This is a genomic window from Streptomyces sp. NPDC088553, assembly GCF_044752965.1.
Lineage (GTDB): Bacteria > Actinomycetota > Actinomycetes > Streptomycetales > Streptomycetaceae > Streptomyces.
Genome location: NZ_JBIVMG010000007.1, coordinates 196,921 through 211,709 on the forward strand (window position 1 = coordinate 196,921; position 14,789 = coordinate 211,709).

Annotated in this window: 15 protein-coding genes; 11 read left to right on the top strand and 4 right to left on the bottom strand. The window is 72.6% G+C overall.

The window, feature by feature from the left end:
* Window positions 1-55 precede the first annotated feature (55 nt).
* The 5 genes from ACIP8Z_RS24720 to ACIP8Z_RS24740 all read left to right on the top strand — a co-directional run bounded on the left by ACIP8Z_RS24720 (window position 56) and on the right by ACIP8Z_RS24740 (window position 3,931).
* Entirely contained in the window at window positions 56-2,233 is a 2,178-nt protein-coding gene (locus ACIP8Z_RS24720; RefSeq protein ID WP_402086913.1) for an ATP-dependent DNA helicase UvrD2, read from the top strand.
* A 173-nt stretch (window positions 2,234-2,406) separates the two neighbouring features.
* Window positions 2,407-2,760 (top strand): hypothetical protein, encoded by a 354-nt coding sequence (locus ACIP8Z_RS24725; RefSeq protein WP_383862583.1) that lies wholly within the window; start codon window positions 2,407-2,409, stop codon window positions 2,758-2,760.
* Between the two features lie 173 nt (window positions 2,761-2,933).
* Window positions 2,934-3,305 (top strand): WhiB family transcriptional regulator, encoded by a 372-nt coding sequence (locus tag ACIP8Z_RS24730; RefSeq protein ID WP_030320770.1) that lies wholly within the window; start codon window positions 2,934-2,936, stop codon window positions 3,303-3,305.
* On the top strand, window positions 3,302-3,625 hold the full coding sequence (locus tag ACIP8Z_RS24735) for a hypothetical protein (RefSeq protein ID WP_055600983.1): 324 nt from the start codon (window positions 3,302-3,304) through the stop codon (window positions 3,623-3,625). The genes ACIP8Z_RS24730 and ACIP8Z_RS24735 overlap by 4 nt, the downstream gene beginning before the upstream one ends.
* Before the next feature lie 123 nt (window positions 3,626-3,748).
* On the top strand, window positions 3,749-3,931 hold the full coding sequence (locus ACIP8Z_RS24740; RefSeq protein WP_055600984.1) for a hypothetical protein: 183 nt from the start codon (window positions 3,749-3,751) through the stop codon (window positions 3,929-3,931).
* A 5-nt stretch (window positions 3,932-3,936) separates the two neighbouring features.
* Here the strand turns inward: ACIP8Z_RS24740 and ACIP8Z_RS24745 are convergent, their stop codons facing one another.
* Both ACIP8Z_RS24745 and ACIP8Z_RS24750 read right to left on the bottom strand, forming a co-directional pair.
* On the bottom strand, window positions 3,937-5,286 hold the full coding sequence (locus ACIP8Z_RS24745) for an ABC1 kinase family protein (protein ID WP_402086917.1): 1,350 nt from the start codon (window positions 5,284-5,286) through the stop codon (window positions 3,937-3,939).
* 41 nt (window positions 5,287-5,327) lie between these two features.
* Window positions 5,328-6,467 carry a TOMM precursor leader peptide-binding protein gene (locus ACIP8Z_RS24750; RefSeq protein WP_402086920.1) on the bottom strand — a complete coding sequence of 380 codons (1,140 nt, stop codon included), beginning with the start codon at window positions 6,465-6,467 and terminating at the stop codon, window positions 5,328-5,330.
* A 213-nt stretch (window positions 6,468-6,680) separates the two neighbouring features.
* On the opposite strand from ACIP8Z_RS24750, the gene ACIP8Z_RS24755 reads away from it, so the two are divergent.
* The 4 genes from ACIP8Z_RS24755 to ACIP8Z_RS24770 all read left to right on the top strand — a co-directional run bounded on the left by ACIP8Z_RS24755 (window position 6,681) and on the right by ACIP8Z_RS24770 (window position 10,567).
* Window positions 6,681-7,256: a M48 family metallopeptidase gene (locus ACIP8Z_RS24755; protein WP_402086922.1), complete on the top strand. Its 576-nt coding sequence runs from the start codon at window positions 6,681-6,683 to the stop codon at window positions 7,254-7,256.
* Between the two features lie 179 nt (window positions 7,257-7,435).
* A complete protein-coding gene (locus ACIP8Z_RS24760; protein WP_402086925.1) occupies window positions 7,436-9,097 on the top strand; it encodes a TerD family protein in 1,662 nt (553 codons plus the stop codon).
* 14 nt (window positions 9,098-9,111) lie between these two features.
* Entirely contained in the window at window positions 9,112-9,792 is a 681-nt protein-coding gene (locus tag ACIP8Z_RS24765) for an AIM24 family protein (RefSeq protein ID WP_030320784.1), read from the top strand.
* Between the two features lie 19 nt (window positions 9,793-9,811).
* A complete protein-coding gene (locus tag ACIP8Z_RS24770; RefSeq protein WP_402086928.1) occupies window positions 9,812-10,567 on the top strand; it encodes an AIM24 family protein in 756 nt (251 codons plus the stop codon).
* 58 nt (window positions 10,568-10,625) lie between these two features.
* Here ACIP8Z_RS24770 and ACIP8Z_RS24775 read toward each other — a convergent pair whose 3' ends face one another.
* Window positions 10,626-11,150, bottom strand: a complete 525-nt coding sequence (locus tag ACIP8Z_RS24775; RefSeq protein ID WP_402086930.1) for an NUDIX hydrolase — start codon at window positions 11,148-11,150, stop codon at window positions 10,626-10,628.
* Window positions 11,147-12,580: a zinc-dependent metalloprotease gene (locus tag ACIP8Z_RS24780; RefSeq protein WP_402086932.1), complete on the bottom strand. Its 1,434-nt coding sequence runs from the start codon at window positions 12,578-12,580 to the stop codon at window positions 11,147-11,149. Before ACIP8Z_RS24780 ends, ACIP8Z_RS24775 begins: the two co-directional genes overlap by 4 nt.
* 214 nt (window positions 12,581-12,794) lie before the next feature.
* On the opposite strand from ACIP8Z_RS24780, the gene ACIP8Z_RS24785 reads away from it, so the two are divergent.
* Window positions 12,795-13,904, top strand: a complete 1,110-nt coding sequence (locus tag ACIP8Z_RS24785) for an SDR family oxidoreductase (protein WP_402086935.1) — start codon at window positions 12,795-12,797, stop codon at window positions 13,902-13,904.
* Window positions 13,905-14,008: 104 nt separating this feature from the next.
* Window positions 14,009-14,473 (top strand): molybdenum cofactor biosynthesis protein MoaE, encoded by a 465-nt coding sequence (locus tag ACIP8Z_RS24790; protein ID WP_402086938.1) that lies wholly within the window; start codon window positions 14,009-14,011, stop codon window positions 14,471-14,473.
* Window positions 14,474-14,789 lie beyond the last annotated feature (316 nt).

Sequence of the window (14,789 nt, forward strand, 5' to 3'; positions counted from 1 at the left end):
GCGGCCTGTGGACAAGCCTCCGCGGCGAGCTCGGCGGACCTGGCAGCATTGGGGGGTGACAGCAGCAACGCACTCCACTCTCTTCCCGCAGGTACCGGAGACGGCCGACGCGGTGCTCGACGGGCTCGACCCGGAGCAGCGCGAGGTCGCCCTGGCCCTGACCGGCCCGGTGTGCGTGCTGGCGGGCGCCGGCACGGGCAAGACGCGGGCGATCACCCACCGCATCGCGTACGGGGTGCGGTCGGGCAGACTCCAGCCCGCCAGTGTGCTGGCCGTCACGTTCACCAACCGCGCCGCGGGCGAGATGCGCGGCCGGCTCCGGCAGCTCGGCGCGGGCGGGGTCCAGGCGCGCACGTTCCACTCCGCGGCCCTCCGACAGCTCCAGTTCTTCTGGCCGAAAGCAGTCGGTGGTGATCTGCCCCGGCTCCTGGAGCGGAAGATCCAGCTGGTCGCCGACGCCGCGGCCCGCTGCCGGGTCCGGCTCGACCGGAACGAGCTGCGGGACGTCACCGGCGAGATCGAGTGGGCCAAGGTCACCCAGACCGTCCCCGCCGACTACCCGGCCATCGTCGCCAAGGCCCACCGGGACGCCCCTCGCGACCCGGCGGAAATCAGCCAGATCTACGCGATGTACGAGCAGCTGAAGCGTGACCGCTCGGTGATCGACTTCGAGGACGTGCTGCTGCTCACCGTCGGCATCCTCCAGGACCGGCACGACATCGCCGACCAGATCCGGAGCCAGTACCAGCACTTCGTCGTGGACGAGTACCAGGACGTCTCCCCGCTCCAGCAGCGGCTGCTCGACCTGTGGCTCGGCGACCGCGACAACCTCTGCGTCGTCGGCGACGCGAGCCAGACGATCTACTCCTTCACCGGGGCCACGCCCGACCACCTGCTGAACTTCCGCACCCGCCACCCCGGGGCCACGGTGGTCAAGCTGGTCCGCGACTACCGCTCCACCCCCCAGGTCGTCCACCTCGCCAACGGACTGCTCAGCCAGGCCCGCGGCCGGGCCGCCGAGCACCGCCTGGAACTGATCTCCCAGCGCGACCCGGGCCCCGATCCCGTCTACACGGAGTACGCGGACGAGCCGACCGAGGCCGAGGGCACCGCGCGCCGCATCCGCGACCTCATCGCCGCCGGCGTCCCGGCCGGCGAGATCGCCGTCCTCTACCGGATCAACGCCCAGTCCGAGGTGTACGAGCAGGCCCTCGCCGACGCCGGAGTGCCCTACCAGCTGCGCGGCGCCGAGCGCTTCTTCGAGCGCCAGGAGGTACGGGAGGCGGGCATCGCCCTGCGCGGCGCCGCCCGCGCCGGGGGCAACGACTCCCTCCTCGACGACGCCGAGGACCTGCCCGCACAGGTCAGGGCCGTCCTCTCGACCAAGGGCTGGACCTCGCAGCCGCCCGCGGGCTCCGGGGCCGTCCGTGACCGCTGGGAGTCCCTCGCCGCCCTCGTCCGGCTCGCCGAGGACTTCGCCCGCGCCAGGTCCGGGGCCACCCTCTCCGACCTCGTCGCCGAACTCGACGAGCGGGCCGCCGCGCAGCACGCGCCGACCGTGCAGGGCGTCACCCTCGCCTCGCTGCACTCCGCCAAGGGCCTCGAATGGGACGCCGTGTTCCTGGTCGGCCTCACCGAGGGCATGATGCCCATCACCTACGCCAAGACCGACGAGCAGATCGAGGAGGAGCGGCGCCTGCTGTACGTCGGCGTCACCCGCGCCCGGCTCCACCTCACGCTGTCCTGGGCGCTCTCCCGCTCGCCCGGCGGCCGGGCCTCCCGGCGCCCCAGCCGCTTCCTCAAGGGCCTGCGGCCCGGCTCCGGCTCCCTCGGCACGATCGCCTCGGGCGGGTCCGGCTCCTTCGAGCGGGGCGCCGCCGCCGGCCGCCGCAAGCCGCGCGGCCCCGTTCTCTGCCGGGTCTGCGGGGCGACCCTCACCGAGGCGGGCGCCATGAAGCTGATGCGCTGCGAGGACTGCCCCTCGGACATGGACGAGGCGCTGTACGAGCGGCTCCGCGACTGGCGTGCCGAGCAGGCCAGGGAGCTCGGCCAGCCCGCGTACTGCGTGTTCACCGACAAGACGCTGATGGCCATCGCGGAGCGGGTCCCCGCCACCGGCGGGGAGCTCTCGTCCATCTCCGGCGTCGGCGCCCGCAAGCTCGACCGCTTCGGCGCCGATGTCCTGGCCATCTGCGCAGGTGGGGACGGCGGGGCGGACCTCGACGACAGCTGAGAAAAACTCGTGGGAAAAATAGTTTGCGCCTGCCCCGTCAAGCCCCATAGGTTCTTAACCACGGAAACAGCGGCTTCTGAGAAGCCCTGTCTCTGTGCTGTACTTGTCCAAATAAACATGAGGGTCCGGCTCGCACCCGAGCCCTCCGAGACGCCGAGAGGAGGCGATTCCACGTGATCAGCAACGTCATTCAGACCAGCACCGCCAGCTTCATCAGCCGTGCCGGCTTCGTCAGCACCGTCAAAATGACCGATCGCTCCGTCGTCTCCGCCTGCTCGCTCGGCCTCTCCGCCTCGGCGTTCATTGGCACCGGTCTGCCCGTCTCCGGCCTTGCCGGCGCCGGTCTGCGGCCTGCCGTGGAGCTTCGCAATGAGCGACCGACCAAGGCACTGGAAGCAGGAGCAGCAGGCAAGGCCACGGCCTATGCCTTTGCGGCGACCGGTGCCGGCACCCAGCAGCAGACGACGACGCACGACCACAAGATGTGGGCCTTCCGTGGGCTCGAACCCTGGAGCGATCCAGTCTGATCCATGATCAGACCGGCGCCTTCAGGGCCGCGGAACCCCACCCGGGATCCGCGGCCCTTTTGTTTGTCCCCGAACGGGGACGACGACACGAGGACGCCTCGGGACAGACGCACCCCGGTACCAGCCGAAACCCCGGTCAACAGGCCGGAACGACCAGACGAGGAAAGACCACCGTGCAACTCGAAGCGCACGCCCCGTCCGTACCGCCTTCCGAATCGATCGCCCAGCCCGGCCGCCCCACGGAGGACCCCACTTTGACCCCCCTCAGCACGCTCACCGCGCTCGACGACGCCATCGAGAACCTCGGCGTCCCCGTCCCCTGTCGCGCCTACGACCCCGAGGTCTTCTTCGCGGAGTCCCCGGCCGACGTCGAGTACGCGAAGTCCCTCTGCCGGACCTGCCCCCTCGTGGCCGCCTGCCTCGCCGGCGCCCAGGAGCGGCGCGAGCCGTGGGGCGTCTGGGGCGGCGAGCTCTTCGTCCAGGGCGTGGTCGTCGCCCGCAAGCGGCCCCGTGGCCGTCCGCGCAAGAACCCGGTCGCGGCATGAGCGCCACCGGAACCATCGACCGCCCCCTCACGCACGATCCCCAGAAGCAGGCCCCGATGACCTCTTCCACCAGCGAGCCCGCAGGCTCCGCGACCCCAGTCTTCTTCCCCTCCGCCGCGCCCACCGCGCGTCAGAACAGGACCCGTGAAATGCAACTCGCCCCAGAAGCCCTCGCCCGTGCCCATATGCACGAGCGCCACCGTGAGGCCGACGCGGAACGCCAGGCCGTGCGCCTGGTCGCCGCCCGACGCATGCAGCGCCGCGCCGAGCGCGTCTCGCTGCGCGCCCGCCGCGCGCTGGCCATGGCCGTCATGCACTGACGACCGCCACGCAGTGATCACACCGCGCCCCCAGGGGCGCCCCCACGGGGGCCGGTCCGAACGGACCGGCCCCCGCGGTGCGTTGTCGGGTCCCCGGAGCTTCGTCGGGTTATCGTCACAAGGGTGAACGACGCCCGTACCCCCGAGGGGCCCCTCGTCTGCGCGCGCTGCGGCAAGACGGCCGACACCCTGCCGCTGACCTGGACCTGCTCGGTGGAGAACGGCCGGCGCAGCTACTTCTGCGAGGACTGCGCCCGCGCCAACATCCGTGCGATCGAAGGCCGCCTCGACTCCTCCTGGTGGTGACCCCGTCAGTCCGCGTCGGCCGCCACGAACCCCGGAAGCCACTCCTCCAGCTCGGCCCGCAGGCGCACCGTCGCGTTCAGCTGGCACAGCACCCCGATGGTGCTCAGCGTCACCCGGTGTATCAGCAGGTACGAGGGCGGCAGGTTGAGCTGCTTGCCCAACTGGTGGGCGGGGGAGCGCGGGTCCGCGATGCGGGCCGCCTGGGTGCGCATCCAGCCGCGGGTGAAGAGGAAGGACTCCGCCTCGGCCGGTTCGATGATCGGCAGCAGGTACTCCAGGACCGCGTCCGGGTCGAGCGCCACGGACTTCTTGACGAAGCCGTCCGCCCGCAGCAGCTCGTAGACGGTCTCGGCCTCACCCTCCAGCGTCATCCGCAGACAGGTGCCGATCGTCTCCGGAAGCCCGCCCGGCAGCCGGTCCACCGTGCCGAAGTCGAGCACCCCGAGCCGCCAGCCCTCCGGTCCCTCGTCCTCGTCGGCGCCCGGCAGCAGCCGGAAGTTCCCCGGGTGCGGATCGGCGTGCAGCAGACCGGTGCGCGCGGGGCCCGAGAAGAGGAAGCGGGCCAGGAGCTGACCCGCCCGGTCCCGCTGCTCCGCCGTACCGTCCGCGATCACCTCCGCGAGCGGGATGCCGTCCATCCACTCGGTCACCAGGACCTGGTCCGCCCGGTGCACCACCGCCGGCACCAGCACGTCGGGGTCGCCCGCGAACTCCTCCGCGTGCTTCTGCTGCGCCGCCGCCTCCAGCGCGTAGTCCAGCTCCTCCGAGACCCGGTCCCGCATCTCGGTGATCAGCGGCTTGATGTCCATCCCCGGGATCAGCGGGCCGAGCAACCGGGCGAACCGGCTCAGCTGCGTCAGGTCCGAGAGCAGTGCCTCCCCGGCGCCCGGGTACTGCACCTTCACCGCGACCTCGCGCCCGTCGTGCCACACGGCCCGGTGCACCTGCCCGATCGACGCGGCCGCCGTCGGCTTGTCCTCGAACTCCAGGAACAGCTCACGCCACTCCGCGCCCAGCCGCTCCTCCAGGACCGCGTGCACGGTGCGCGTCGGCATCGGCGGCGCCGCGTCCTGAAGCTTCGTCAGGGCCGCCCGGTAGGGCCCGGCCACCTCCTCGGGAAGGGCCGACTCGAAGACGGACAGCGCCTGCCCGAACTTCATGGCTCCGCCCTTGAGCTCACCGAGCACCTTGAACAACTGCTCGGCCGTGCGCTGCTGGAGCTCGCGGGCGACGAGCTCCGCCGATCTCCCGCCGATCCGCTTGCCCAAGCCCCAGGTGGCCCGGCCGGCGAAGCCGAGCGGCAACGCCGCCAACTTGGCGGTCCGGGTGACCGCCTTCCGGGGAAGATCAGACATACGCCCCTCCAAAACCCAGACTGCCGTGCCGCGCAGGGCGGTTACCCCGCCATTGTGTCCTGCGCGCCTCCGGCTGCCGAGGCGCGCTCCCCCTCTCCACCGCGCGCCGCTCCGCAGGGGCAGGTCGGATGGGGTCTCAGCCGCTCCGCCCGCCACTCCAACAGCGGCAGCGACGTCTCCCAGCGGGTGCCCGTGCTCGCCGGGAGGTCCCCGTCGAGGAAGGCCAGCGCGTGCGCGGCGGCAAGACCCGCCACCGCCGTCGCGAGACCCAGGTCGCAGGCGGGCAGCGGATGCCGGGTGCCGGAGCGCCACTGGGCGAGCAGCCGGGGCCGGCCCGGCTCCCGGTCCGTCCGCTCCTCCTGAAGACACCGCGCGCACGCCGTGCCGCCCGGCAGGACGAGCGGCCCGACGACTCCCGTGGCCTCAAGGACCCCGGCGTACAGATGCGGGGTCCCCGTGGTGACCCACCGCTGCGCCGGGAGCGGATCGGGGACGTACGCGCCGAGACCGTCCCTCGGCGTCACCACGACGAGTGACAGCCCGACGCCGCCGGAACCCTCACCCGGTCCGCTTGGGCCGCGTGACCTCCGCCACCGGCCGACCAGCCGGCGGGCCGCCGTCGCCCGGCGCTCGCCGACCGCCTCGGCCGGCAGCCCGCCCGGGGCCGTCTCCCAGGGCTCGACCCGGCCCGAGTCGACGACCTCGACCCCGCCGACGCCCGCCGCCGAGAGCAGCACCGCCACCATCGCCCCCACCCGCCCCGCGCCCCGCACCTGGACGCGCACGGCCCGCCGGGCCGCCAGGGTCCGCACCGCCCGCTCCGGCTCGGGGTGGACGACGGAGAGGGAGGCGAGGTCGGCGCGGAGCGGATCGAGGGCGGTGTCCACCGCGCCGGCCGTCGGCCCGGCCCTCCCCGGCCGCCCGGTCGAGGCGTCGGCGAGCAGCCCCGCCGACTCGAGCCGCCCGAGCAGCGCGTCGAGCCGTCCGGACGGCAGGCCGAGGGTCCTCGCCTCGGCCCGGAGCAGCTCGGTGCCGCGGGTGCCGTCGAGCAGCCCCAGCAGGGTCCCCGTCGCCTGGTCGACCGGATCGAGCACCACCGCGTGCGCGGGGGTGACCCCGAACTGCACGCTGCGAAGACTCCGCCAGGCGCGCCGCAGCGCCGGTTTCACCATCGGATGCATTTCCCCCGCCCCACATTCATGATCGACAGCTTCATGATCGACAACGGCCTTTCGCCGCCCGAGTCGAGAATGCCCCGCCACCGTGACGGGCGCCGAAAGTTGTCCACAGGCGAGGGGATTAATCATTCGAATCGTGTGGGGTGTGAGCGGATCGTTGCCGAAACCACTCCGGAGGCGGGACTTCCCCCGCTGACAGCGGGTAACGTCGGGACCGTGCCCGCCGACCCACAGCGCAGCGTGACCGACAAGCCGCACCGCGGTGCGGGGACGAGTGCGGTCGAGGTCCGCAGAAGCCCACGCCGGAGCAGAACCGTCTCGGCCTACCGCGAGGGCGACCGCACCGTCGTGCTCATCCCGGCCCGGATGTCCGAGGCCGAGGAGCGCCGCTGGGTCGGCGTGATGCTGGACAAGCTGGCCGCCCAGGAGAGCCGCAGCGTCCTCGGGGACCGCGAGCTCACCGAGCGGTCGCTGCGGCTGTCCGAGCAGTACTTCGGCGGCCGGGCCCGCCCCAGCTCCGTGCGCTGGGTCACCAACCAGAACACCCGCTGGGGCTCCTGCACCCCCTCCGAGGGCAGCATCCGCCTCTCCCACCGGCTCCAGGGCATGCCCGAGTACGTCGTCGACTACGTCCTCCTGCACGAGCTGGCCCATCTGCTCGTTCCCGGGCACGGCCCCGGGTTCTGGCGGCTCCTGGAGGCGTACCCCCGCACCGAGCGGGCCCGCGGCTACCTGGAGGGCGTGGTCGCCGCCGGGCGCCTGCCGCACCTCCCGGGCGCCAGCGAGGAGTGACCCCCTCCGCTTGCCTGGAGTCACCCCGTCCGCTTGCGGGGAGTGACCCCCGCGGCACGCGCGCGTGACCGGGGTTTCCCGATTCGGTACCGAAAACGACCTGCGCTGTCTCAATGTCGCACTCAGCGGTTAGCCTGGCGCGAGCATTCGCCATTCGGGATGGGGGACGGTCGTTACGCATGGCCAGGGAATTCCAACGCGGCCACAAGGCCAAGATCAGTGATCTCACCGCGGGTACCGATCTGTACATCGGTGTGCAGATCGCGGCGCCCGGACTGACCTTCGACATCAGCTGTTTCGGACTCGACGCGGACGAGCGGCTCTCCGACGACCGCTACTTCGTCTTCTTCAACCAGCCGAAGACGCCCGAGGAGTCCGTCCAGCTGCTCGGGGCGCAGTCCGGTGACACCGAGTCCTTCCGCGTGACTCTCGACCGCATCCCCTCCACCATCCACAAGCTGTCGTTCACCGCGACCATCGACGGCGCCGGCCAGATGTCGCAGATCGGCCCCGGTCACCTGCGGATCGTCGCGGGCGGCGAGGAGGTCGCCCGGTACGCCTTCACCGGCGCTGAGTTCAGCACCGAGCGCGCGGTGATGCTGGGCGATTTCTACCTCAAGGACGTGTGGCGCTTCGCAGCCGTCGGCCAGGGCTTCGACGGCGGCCTCGACGCGCTCCTGCGGAACTTCGGCGGCGAGGTCGCCGAGGAGGAGCCCGCCGCCCCGCAGCAGGCCGCGCCCGGCTTCGCCCCGCCGCCGCAGGCGACGGCGCCCCCGGCGTTCGGCGCCCCCGCGGCCCCCGCGCCCGCCTTCGGCGCGCCTCCGGCGCCCGCACCGGCTCCCGCGCCCGCGTTCGGCGCCCCGCCGGCCCCGCCCGCGCCCGTGCCGCCCGCTCAGCCGGTGCACACGCAGCCGACCATGGTGGCGCCGCTGGCGCCCGCCCCGGTCCCGCCGCCCGCACCGGCCCCCGCCCCGTACGGGCAGCAGCCCCCCGGCTACGGCCAGGTCCCGGGACAGCCTCCGGGCCCGTACCCCGGCCAGGTGCCGCCGCAGGCGCCGGGCCAGTACCCCGGTCAGCAGCCGCCGGCGCCCGGCTACGGCCAGGCAGCCCCCGCCCCGTACGGTCAGCAGCCGGCGTACGGCCAGCAGCCCGGCGTCCCGCAGGGTGCCCCGGCGACCGGAGCGGGCCTCGCCGCCGCGCTCGCGCCGTACAAGGAGACCCCCACCGGCGCCCGCTGGACCCCGCAGAACCAGCAGCTCATGCGGGTCGACCTGGCCATGGGCGGCATGCCCGTGCTCGCCCGGCAGGGCTCCATGGTCATGTACCAGGGCAAGGTCGACTTCTCCCACAAGGGCGCCGGCTTCACCGGCCGGATCGTCGGCAACGCCACCGGCCAGGAGATGCAGCTGATGCGCTGCACCGGCCGCGGCCAGCTCTTCCTCGCCGAGGAGGGTGCCCACCTGCACCCGATCGAGCTCCAGGGCGACGGCATCTGCGTCTCCGCGGAGAACGTCCTCGCGTTCGACGAGTCCCTGCAGTACGAGGTACGGCGCATCGAGGGCCACGGCATCCCCGGCGGCGCCCTGTTCACCATGCAGTTCCAGGGCACCGGCACCGTCGTCGTCAAGACCCACGGCGTGCCCGTGGTGCTGCCCGTCACGCCGACCACCTTCGCCGACTGCAACGCCGTCGTGGCGTGGTCGTCCGCGTCCCAGGTCATCCTCTCCAGCCAGGTGCGGCTCCGCCGCAACGCCTACCCCGGCCACAGCGGAGAGACCGTGAACCTCCAGTTCCGGGGCGCCCCCGGCAACTTCATCGTCGTCCAGCCCTACGAGGTCTGAGGGAGCCCGAAGTCATGAACCAGCAATTCGCGGGCTACGCCCCGACCCCCGTCGCGGCCCGGATGGAGAACCACGGCCGCGCCATGCTCCAGGTGGCCATGGCCTCCGGCCAGGACCTCTACGCCCGGACCGGCTCGATGGTCTCCTACGAGGGCTACATCACCTACGAGCCCAACCCGCCCGCCGCCCGCCAGGTCGCCCAGCAGTGGGTCACCGGCGAGGGCGCGCCCATCATGAAGTGCTCCGGCGACGGACTGCTCTACCTCGCCGACTACGGCGCCGACGTCGTCGTGATCAACCTGCAGAACGACTCGATCTCGGTCAACGGCACCAACCTCCTCGCCTTCGACGCCCACCTCCAGTGGGGCGTCGAGCGGGTCAAGGGACTCGCCAAGTTCGCCGGCCAGGGCCTGTTCAACGTCGAGATCGCCGGCACCGGATGGGTCGCCCTGACCTCGCGCGGCACCCCGATCGTCGTCGACTGCGGCCGCGGCGACGACGAGACGTACGTCGACCCCGACGCGCTCGTCGCCTGGTCGCCGTCGCTCAAGGTCAAGGGCAAGCGCAGCTTCAAGGCGTCCTCCCTCATCGGGCGGGGCAGCGGCGAGGCATTCCAGATGGCCTTCTCGGGCCAGGGCATCGTCGTCGTACAGCCGAGCGAGGACAGCACCGACCGCCTGCGGGTCCGGGGCTGAGGGGGAGCGAGAACACACCATGCAGAGCCCGCTTTTCAACCACGCCGAACAGCAGAGCCAGGAGCGGTACGTCATCCAGAACCCGCAGCTCCTGCGGGTCAGCCTCACCGGGCAGGACGACGTCCTGGCCCGCAAGGGCGCCATGGTCGCGTACCAGGGACTCATCGACTTCGACGGCGAGTACAAGACCCCCGGCCAGCGCCGGGCCCAGGCCCGCACCGGTGAGGGCCTCGACCTGATGCGCTGCTCCGGCCAGGGCACGGTCTACTTCGCCAACCTCGCCCAGTACGTCCACGTCGTGGACGTCGAGCAGGAGGGCCTGACCGTCGACAGCGCCTACGTCCTGGCGCTCGACTCGACCCTCCACACCGAGGTCATCGCCGTCGACAGCCAGTACGGCGTCTCCGGCACCGGCAAGTACCAGCTCAACATCTCCGGCCGCGGCCGGGTCGCCCTGATGACCTCGGGGCAGCCGCTGATGATGCGGGTCACGCCCGAGAAGTACGTGAGCGTCGACGCGGACGCCATCGTCGCCTGGTCCACCGGGCTGCGCGTCCAGATGCAGGCGCAGACACACAGCTCCAGCGTCCGCACCCGCCGCGGCAACACCGGCGAGGGCTGGGAACTCAGCTTCCTCGGCCAGGGCTTCGCGCTCGTCCAGCCCAGCGAGGTCATGCCCCCGCAGAACGCGGCCATCGGCCAGGGCATCGCCGCCCAGTTCGGCGCCGGACAGCACGGCTCCCACGCCCAGAACCAGAACAACGCCTGGAACTAGGCACCGGACGGACGTGAGGGGCGGTCGGCATGCCGACCGCCCCTCACGCGCGCGTGCCCTACGACAGCCGCGCCAGCGTGCTCTCCAGGAGACGGACCACCGACGTGTCCGCCACGCCCGCCACCTCGTCGTACGTGAACCAACGCAGGTCCAGCGACTCCTCGCTGATCTGCTCCACCGCGCCGGCCGGGGCCAGCGCCGCGTACTGCACGTCCAGGTGCCAGTGGCAGGGCGCCGGGATGGGATGCCGGTCCAGCCGCACCGGGCCGCCCGGCAGCAGGAGCAGCCCCGTGATCCCCGACTCCTCGGTGGCCTCCCGCAGCGCGGCCGCCTCGACCGTCGCGTCACCCGCCTCGCAGTGACCGCCCATCTGCAGCCACATGCCCAGCTTCTTGTGCAGGGTCAGCAGCACCCGCCCGCGCGCCGGGTCGACCACCAGCGCGCTGGAGGTCAGATGCCCGGCCCCACAGGGCTTGTACATGCCGTCCGGATGCGCGTCCAGGTGCGCCAGATACAGGTCGCGCAGCTCCGGCTGGTCCTCGTACCCCTTGAGGACGAGGACCGCGTCGTCGTGCAGAGTCACTCCTTGCCGTCCCCGTCTTCCGGGGCATCGCCCTTGGCCGCCTCGCCGAGCATCTTGTCGATCTCGGAGAAGTCGAGGTGCTCGCGGTGCACGAAGCCGTCCGGGTCGTCCAGGTCGGTCGCCGTCGGCAGCATGTCCGGGTGCTCCCACAGACCGTCACGGCCGTCGACCCCGCGCGCGTCGGTCAGCGACGCCCACAGGCGCGCCGCGTCCCGCAGCCGCCGCGGCCGCAGTTCGAGACCGATCAGCGTGGCGAAGGTCTGCTCGGCGGGACCGCCCGAGGCCCGGCGCCTGCGCAGCGTCTCGCGCAGCGCGTCGGCCGACGTGAGGCGCGACTTGGCGGCCTCGTGGACCACCGCGTCCACCCAGCCCTCGACCAGCGCCAGCGCCGTCTCCAGACGGGCCAGGGCCGCCTTCTGTTCCGGAGTGTCCTCCGGCTGGAACATGCCCTGCTGGAGGGCCTCCTGAAGCTGCTCCGGGTGCGTCGGGTCGAGCTGGCCCACCGCCTCCTCCAGCTTCGAGGTGTCGACCTTGATCCCCCGCGCGTACCCCTCGACCGCGCCGAACAGATGCGCGCGCAGCCACGGCACGTGGGCGAAGAGACGCTGGTGCGCGGCCTCGCGCAGCGCCAGGTAGAGCCGCACCTCGTCGGAGGGCACGCCCAGGTCCTTGCCGAAGGCCTCGATGTTCAGCGGCAGCAGCGCGGCCCGGCCCGCGGGCCCGAGCGGCAGACCGACATCGGTCGAGCCGACGACCTCACCGGCGAGCGCGCCGACGGCCTGCCCGATCTGCTGGCCGAACATGGCGCCGCCCATGGAGCGCATCATGCCGATCAGCGGGCCCGCCATGGCCTGCATCTCCTCCGGCAGGACGTCGCCCATCGCCGAGCCGACCCGCTCGGCGACCGGGTCCACGAGCTGCTGCCACGCCGGCAGCGTCGCCTCGACCCACTCCGCGCGGCTCCACGCCACGGCCGTGCTCGCGCCCGAGGGCAGCGAGGTCACGCCGTCCAGCCACAGGTCGGCGAGGCGCACGGCCTCCTCGACCGCGGCCTTCTCCGCCGGGCCCACGCTGGCGTCCTTGGTGCCGTCAGCGGTGCCCTGGGCCACCACCTGGCGCGCGATCTGCTTGGCCATGTCCCAGTTCACGGGACCGCCCTCGTAGCTCAGCATCTGGCCGAGCTGCTGGAAGGCCGCACCGAGATCGTTGGGGTTCAGCGACCCGAACATCGCCGCGAACGGATTGTCCGCGCCGCCCTGCCCGCCCATGCCGGGCAGCCCGCCGAAGCCGAACGGGTTCGCCCCGAACGGGTTGCCGCCGGCCTGGCCACCGGACCCCTGGCCACCTCCGGCGGGGTCCTTCTTCTTGCCCTCGTCGCCGTTGTCCGGCTCCTCCGGCGGAAGGCCGAATCCGAATGGGGTGTCACTCACAGGTTTCCTCGGCTCGTAGGGCCGCCGGCCTCCTGCCGACGGCGACTGCCCGACCAGGGCCTGTCCAGACAGGCCCCGCACACCACCAGCGTAGACATCCGGGCCGGAAATGGGCTCGGTGCTCCGCCGGGCCGTGCCCTGCGGCAGGATGGACGCCACCTGGTCCGTACGCGTCATCCGTGTACGTACTGAAGACAACCGCTGGAGACGCCCGGTGAGTTCCCCAGATCCACAGGTTCGCGGAGCGCGAAACCTCTCAACCCGGTCCGCCGCGCGCGGCCCCGTCGTCGCGGTCACCGGTGCCGCTTCCGGCGTCGGTGACCTGCTGACCAGGCGCCTCGCCGCGTCCGACGAGATCAAGAAGGTCGTCGCCATCGACGAGCGCCGGGGCGAGGTCGCCGAGGCGCACTGGCACATCCTCGACGTGCGCGACCCGGCCATCGCCGAGAAGCTGCGCGGCGCGGACGTCGTCGTGCACCTCGCGGTCGATCTCGACCTGGAGACCGACCCCGCCGCCCGGACGGCCTACAACGTGCGCGGCACACAGACCGTGCTGACCGCCGCGGCCGCCGCCGGGGTCCACCGGGTGGTGCTGTGCACCTCCGCGATGGTCTACGGCGCGCTGCCCGACAACGACATCCCGCTCTCCGAGGACGCCGAGCTCAGGGCCACGGCGGAGGCCACCGGCGTGGGCGACATGCTGGAGATCGAGCGCCTCGGCCGCCGGGCCCCGCGCGCGCACCCCGGCCTCAACGTCACCGTGGTCCGCCCGGCCGTCCTCGTCGGCGGTACGGACACGGCGCTGACCCGCTACTTCGAGTCGCCCCGGCTGCTCGTCGTCGCCGGCTCCCGGCCCACCTGGCAGTTCTGCCACGTGGAGGACCTGGTCAGCGCCCTGGAGTACGCGGCCCTCGAAAAGGTCGAGGGGGAGTTCGCGGTCGGCTGCGAGGGCTGGCTCGAGCAGGAGGAGGTGGAGGAGCTCTCCGGGATCCGGCGCATGGAGCTGCCCTCCGCCGTCGCCCTCGGCGCCGCGGCCCGGCTCCACCGGATCGGGCTCACCCCGTCTCCGGCGGGCGACCTCGCGTACACGATGCACCCGTGGGTGGTCAGCGTCGGACGTCTGCACGACGCCGGCTGGCGGCCGAAGTGGACGAACGAGGAGGTCCTCGCGGCGCTCCTGGAGGAGGTCGAGGGCCGTCACACGGTCGCCGGCCGCCGGCTGGGCCGCAAGGACGCCACGGCGGCGGGCGCGGCGGGTGCGACGGTGGCCCTGCTGGGTACGGCGGCGCTCGTCCGGCAGATGCGGAAGCGGCGGGGGATCTGACCGGGAGGGGTCACGGCGGCCTGTAGGACCCTCCTACGGAGCCCGCCGACGACCGGTCGAAACCGCTATTCCGGGATCGCGCGCGCGTACGGCACGATGGACGCATGGCACCGACGTCGTTTGACCACCCCGGCGAGCAGGCCGCCGCCGATCCGATCAAGCTCCTCGCGATCCGGGAGACCCCGCTCTCCCTCGACGAGGTCTTCCGGGCGGTCGGGGACGACGCCTCCGGCGGCACGACGCTCTTCGTGGGCACCGTGCGCAACCACGACGGCGGCGCCGACGTCGACGGTCTGGGCTACTCCTGCCACCCCACCGCCGAGGCGGAGCTGCGCCGGGTCGCGGAGAAGGTCGTCGCCAACTACCCGGTCCGCGCGCTGGCCGCCATCCACCGTGTGGGTGACCTGGTCGTCGGCGACATCGCGGTGATCGTGGCCGTCTCCTGCCCGCACCGCGGCGAGGCCTTCGAGGCCTCCCGCAAGCTCATCGACGACCTCAAGCACGAGGTCCCCATCTGGAAGCACCAGACCTTCTCGGACGGCACAGAGGAGTGGGTCGGCGCTTGCTGAGGCCCGCCACCCCTGGTTTGGGGGTCCCCCCGGCCGAAGGCTGGGGGAGGGTCGGCGCTTGCTGAGGCCCGCCACCCCTGGTTCGGGGGTCCCCCCGGCCGAAGGCTGGGGGAGGGTCGGCGCTTGCTGAGGCCCGCCACCCCTGGTTAGGGGGTCCCCCCGGCCGAAGGCTGGGGGAGGGTCGGCGCCTGCCAGGGCGGCAAGCCGACGCGCCGACAGGGCGTAGCCGAACGCCCGATTTGCGTAACCGCCCCCCAGGCGCGAGCGTTGGTCTCACAGATGACACAGTCTGCTGATCAACTCACTGGGGATGGGA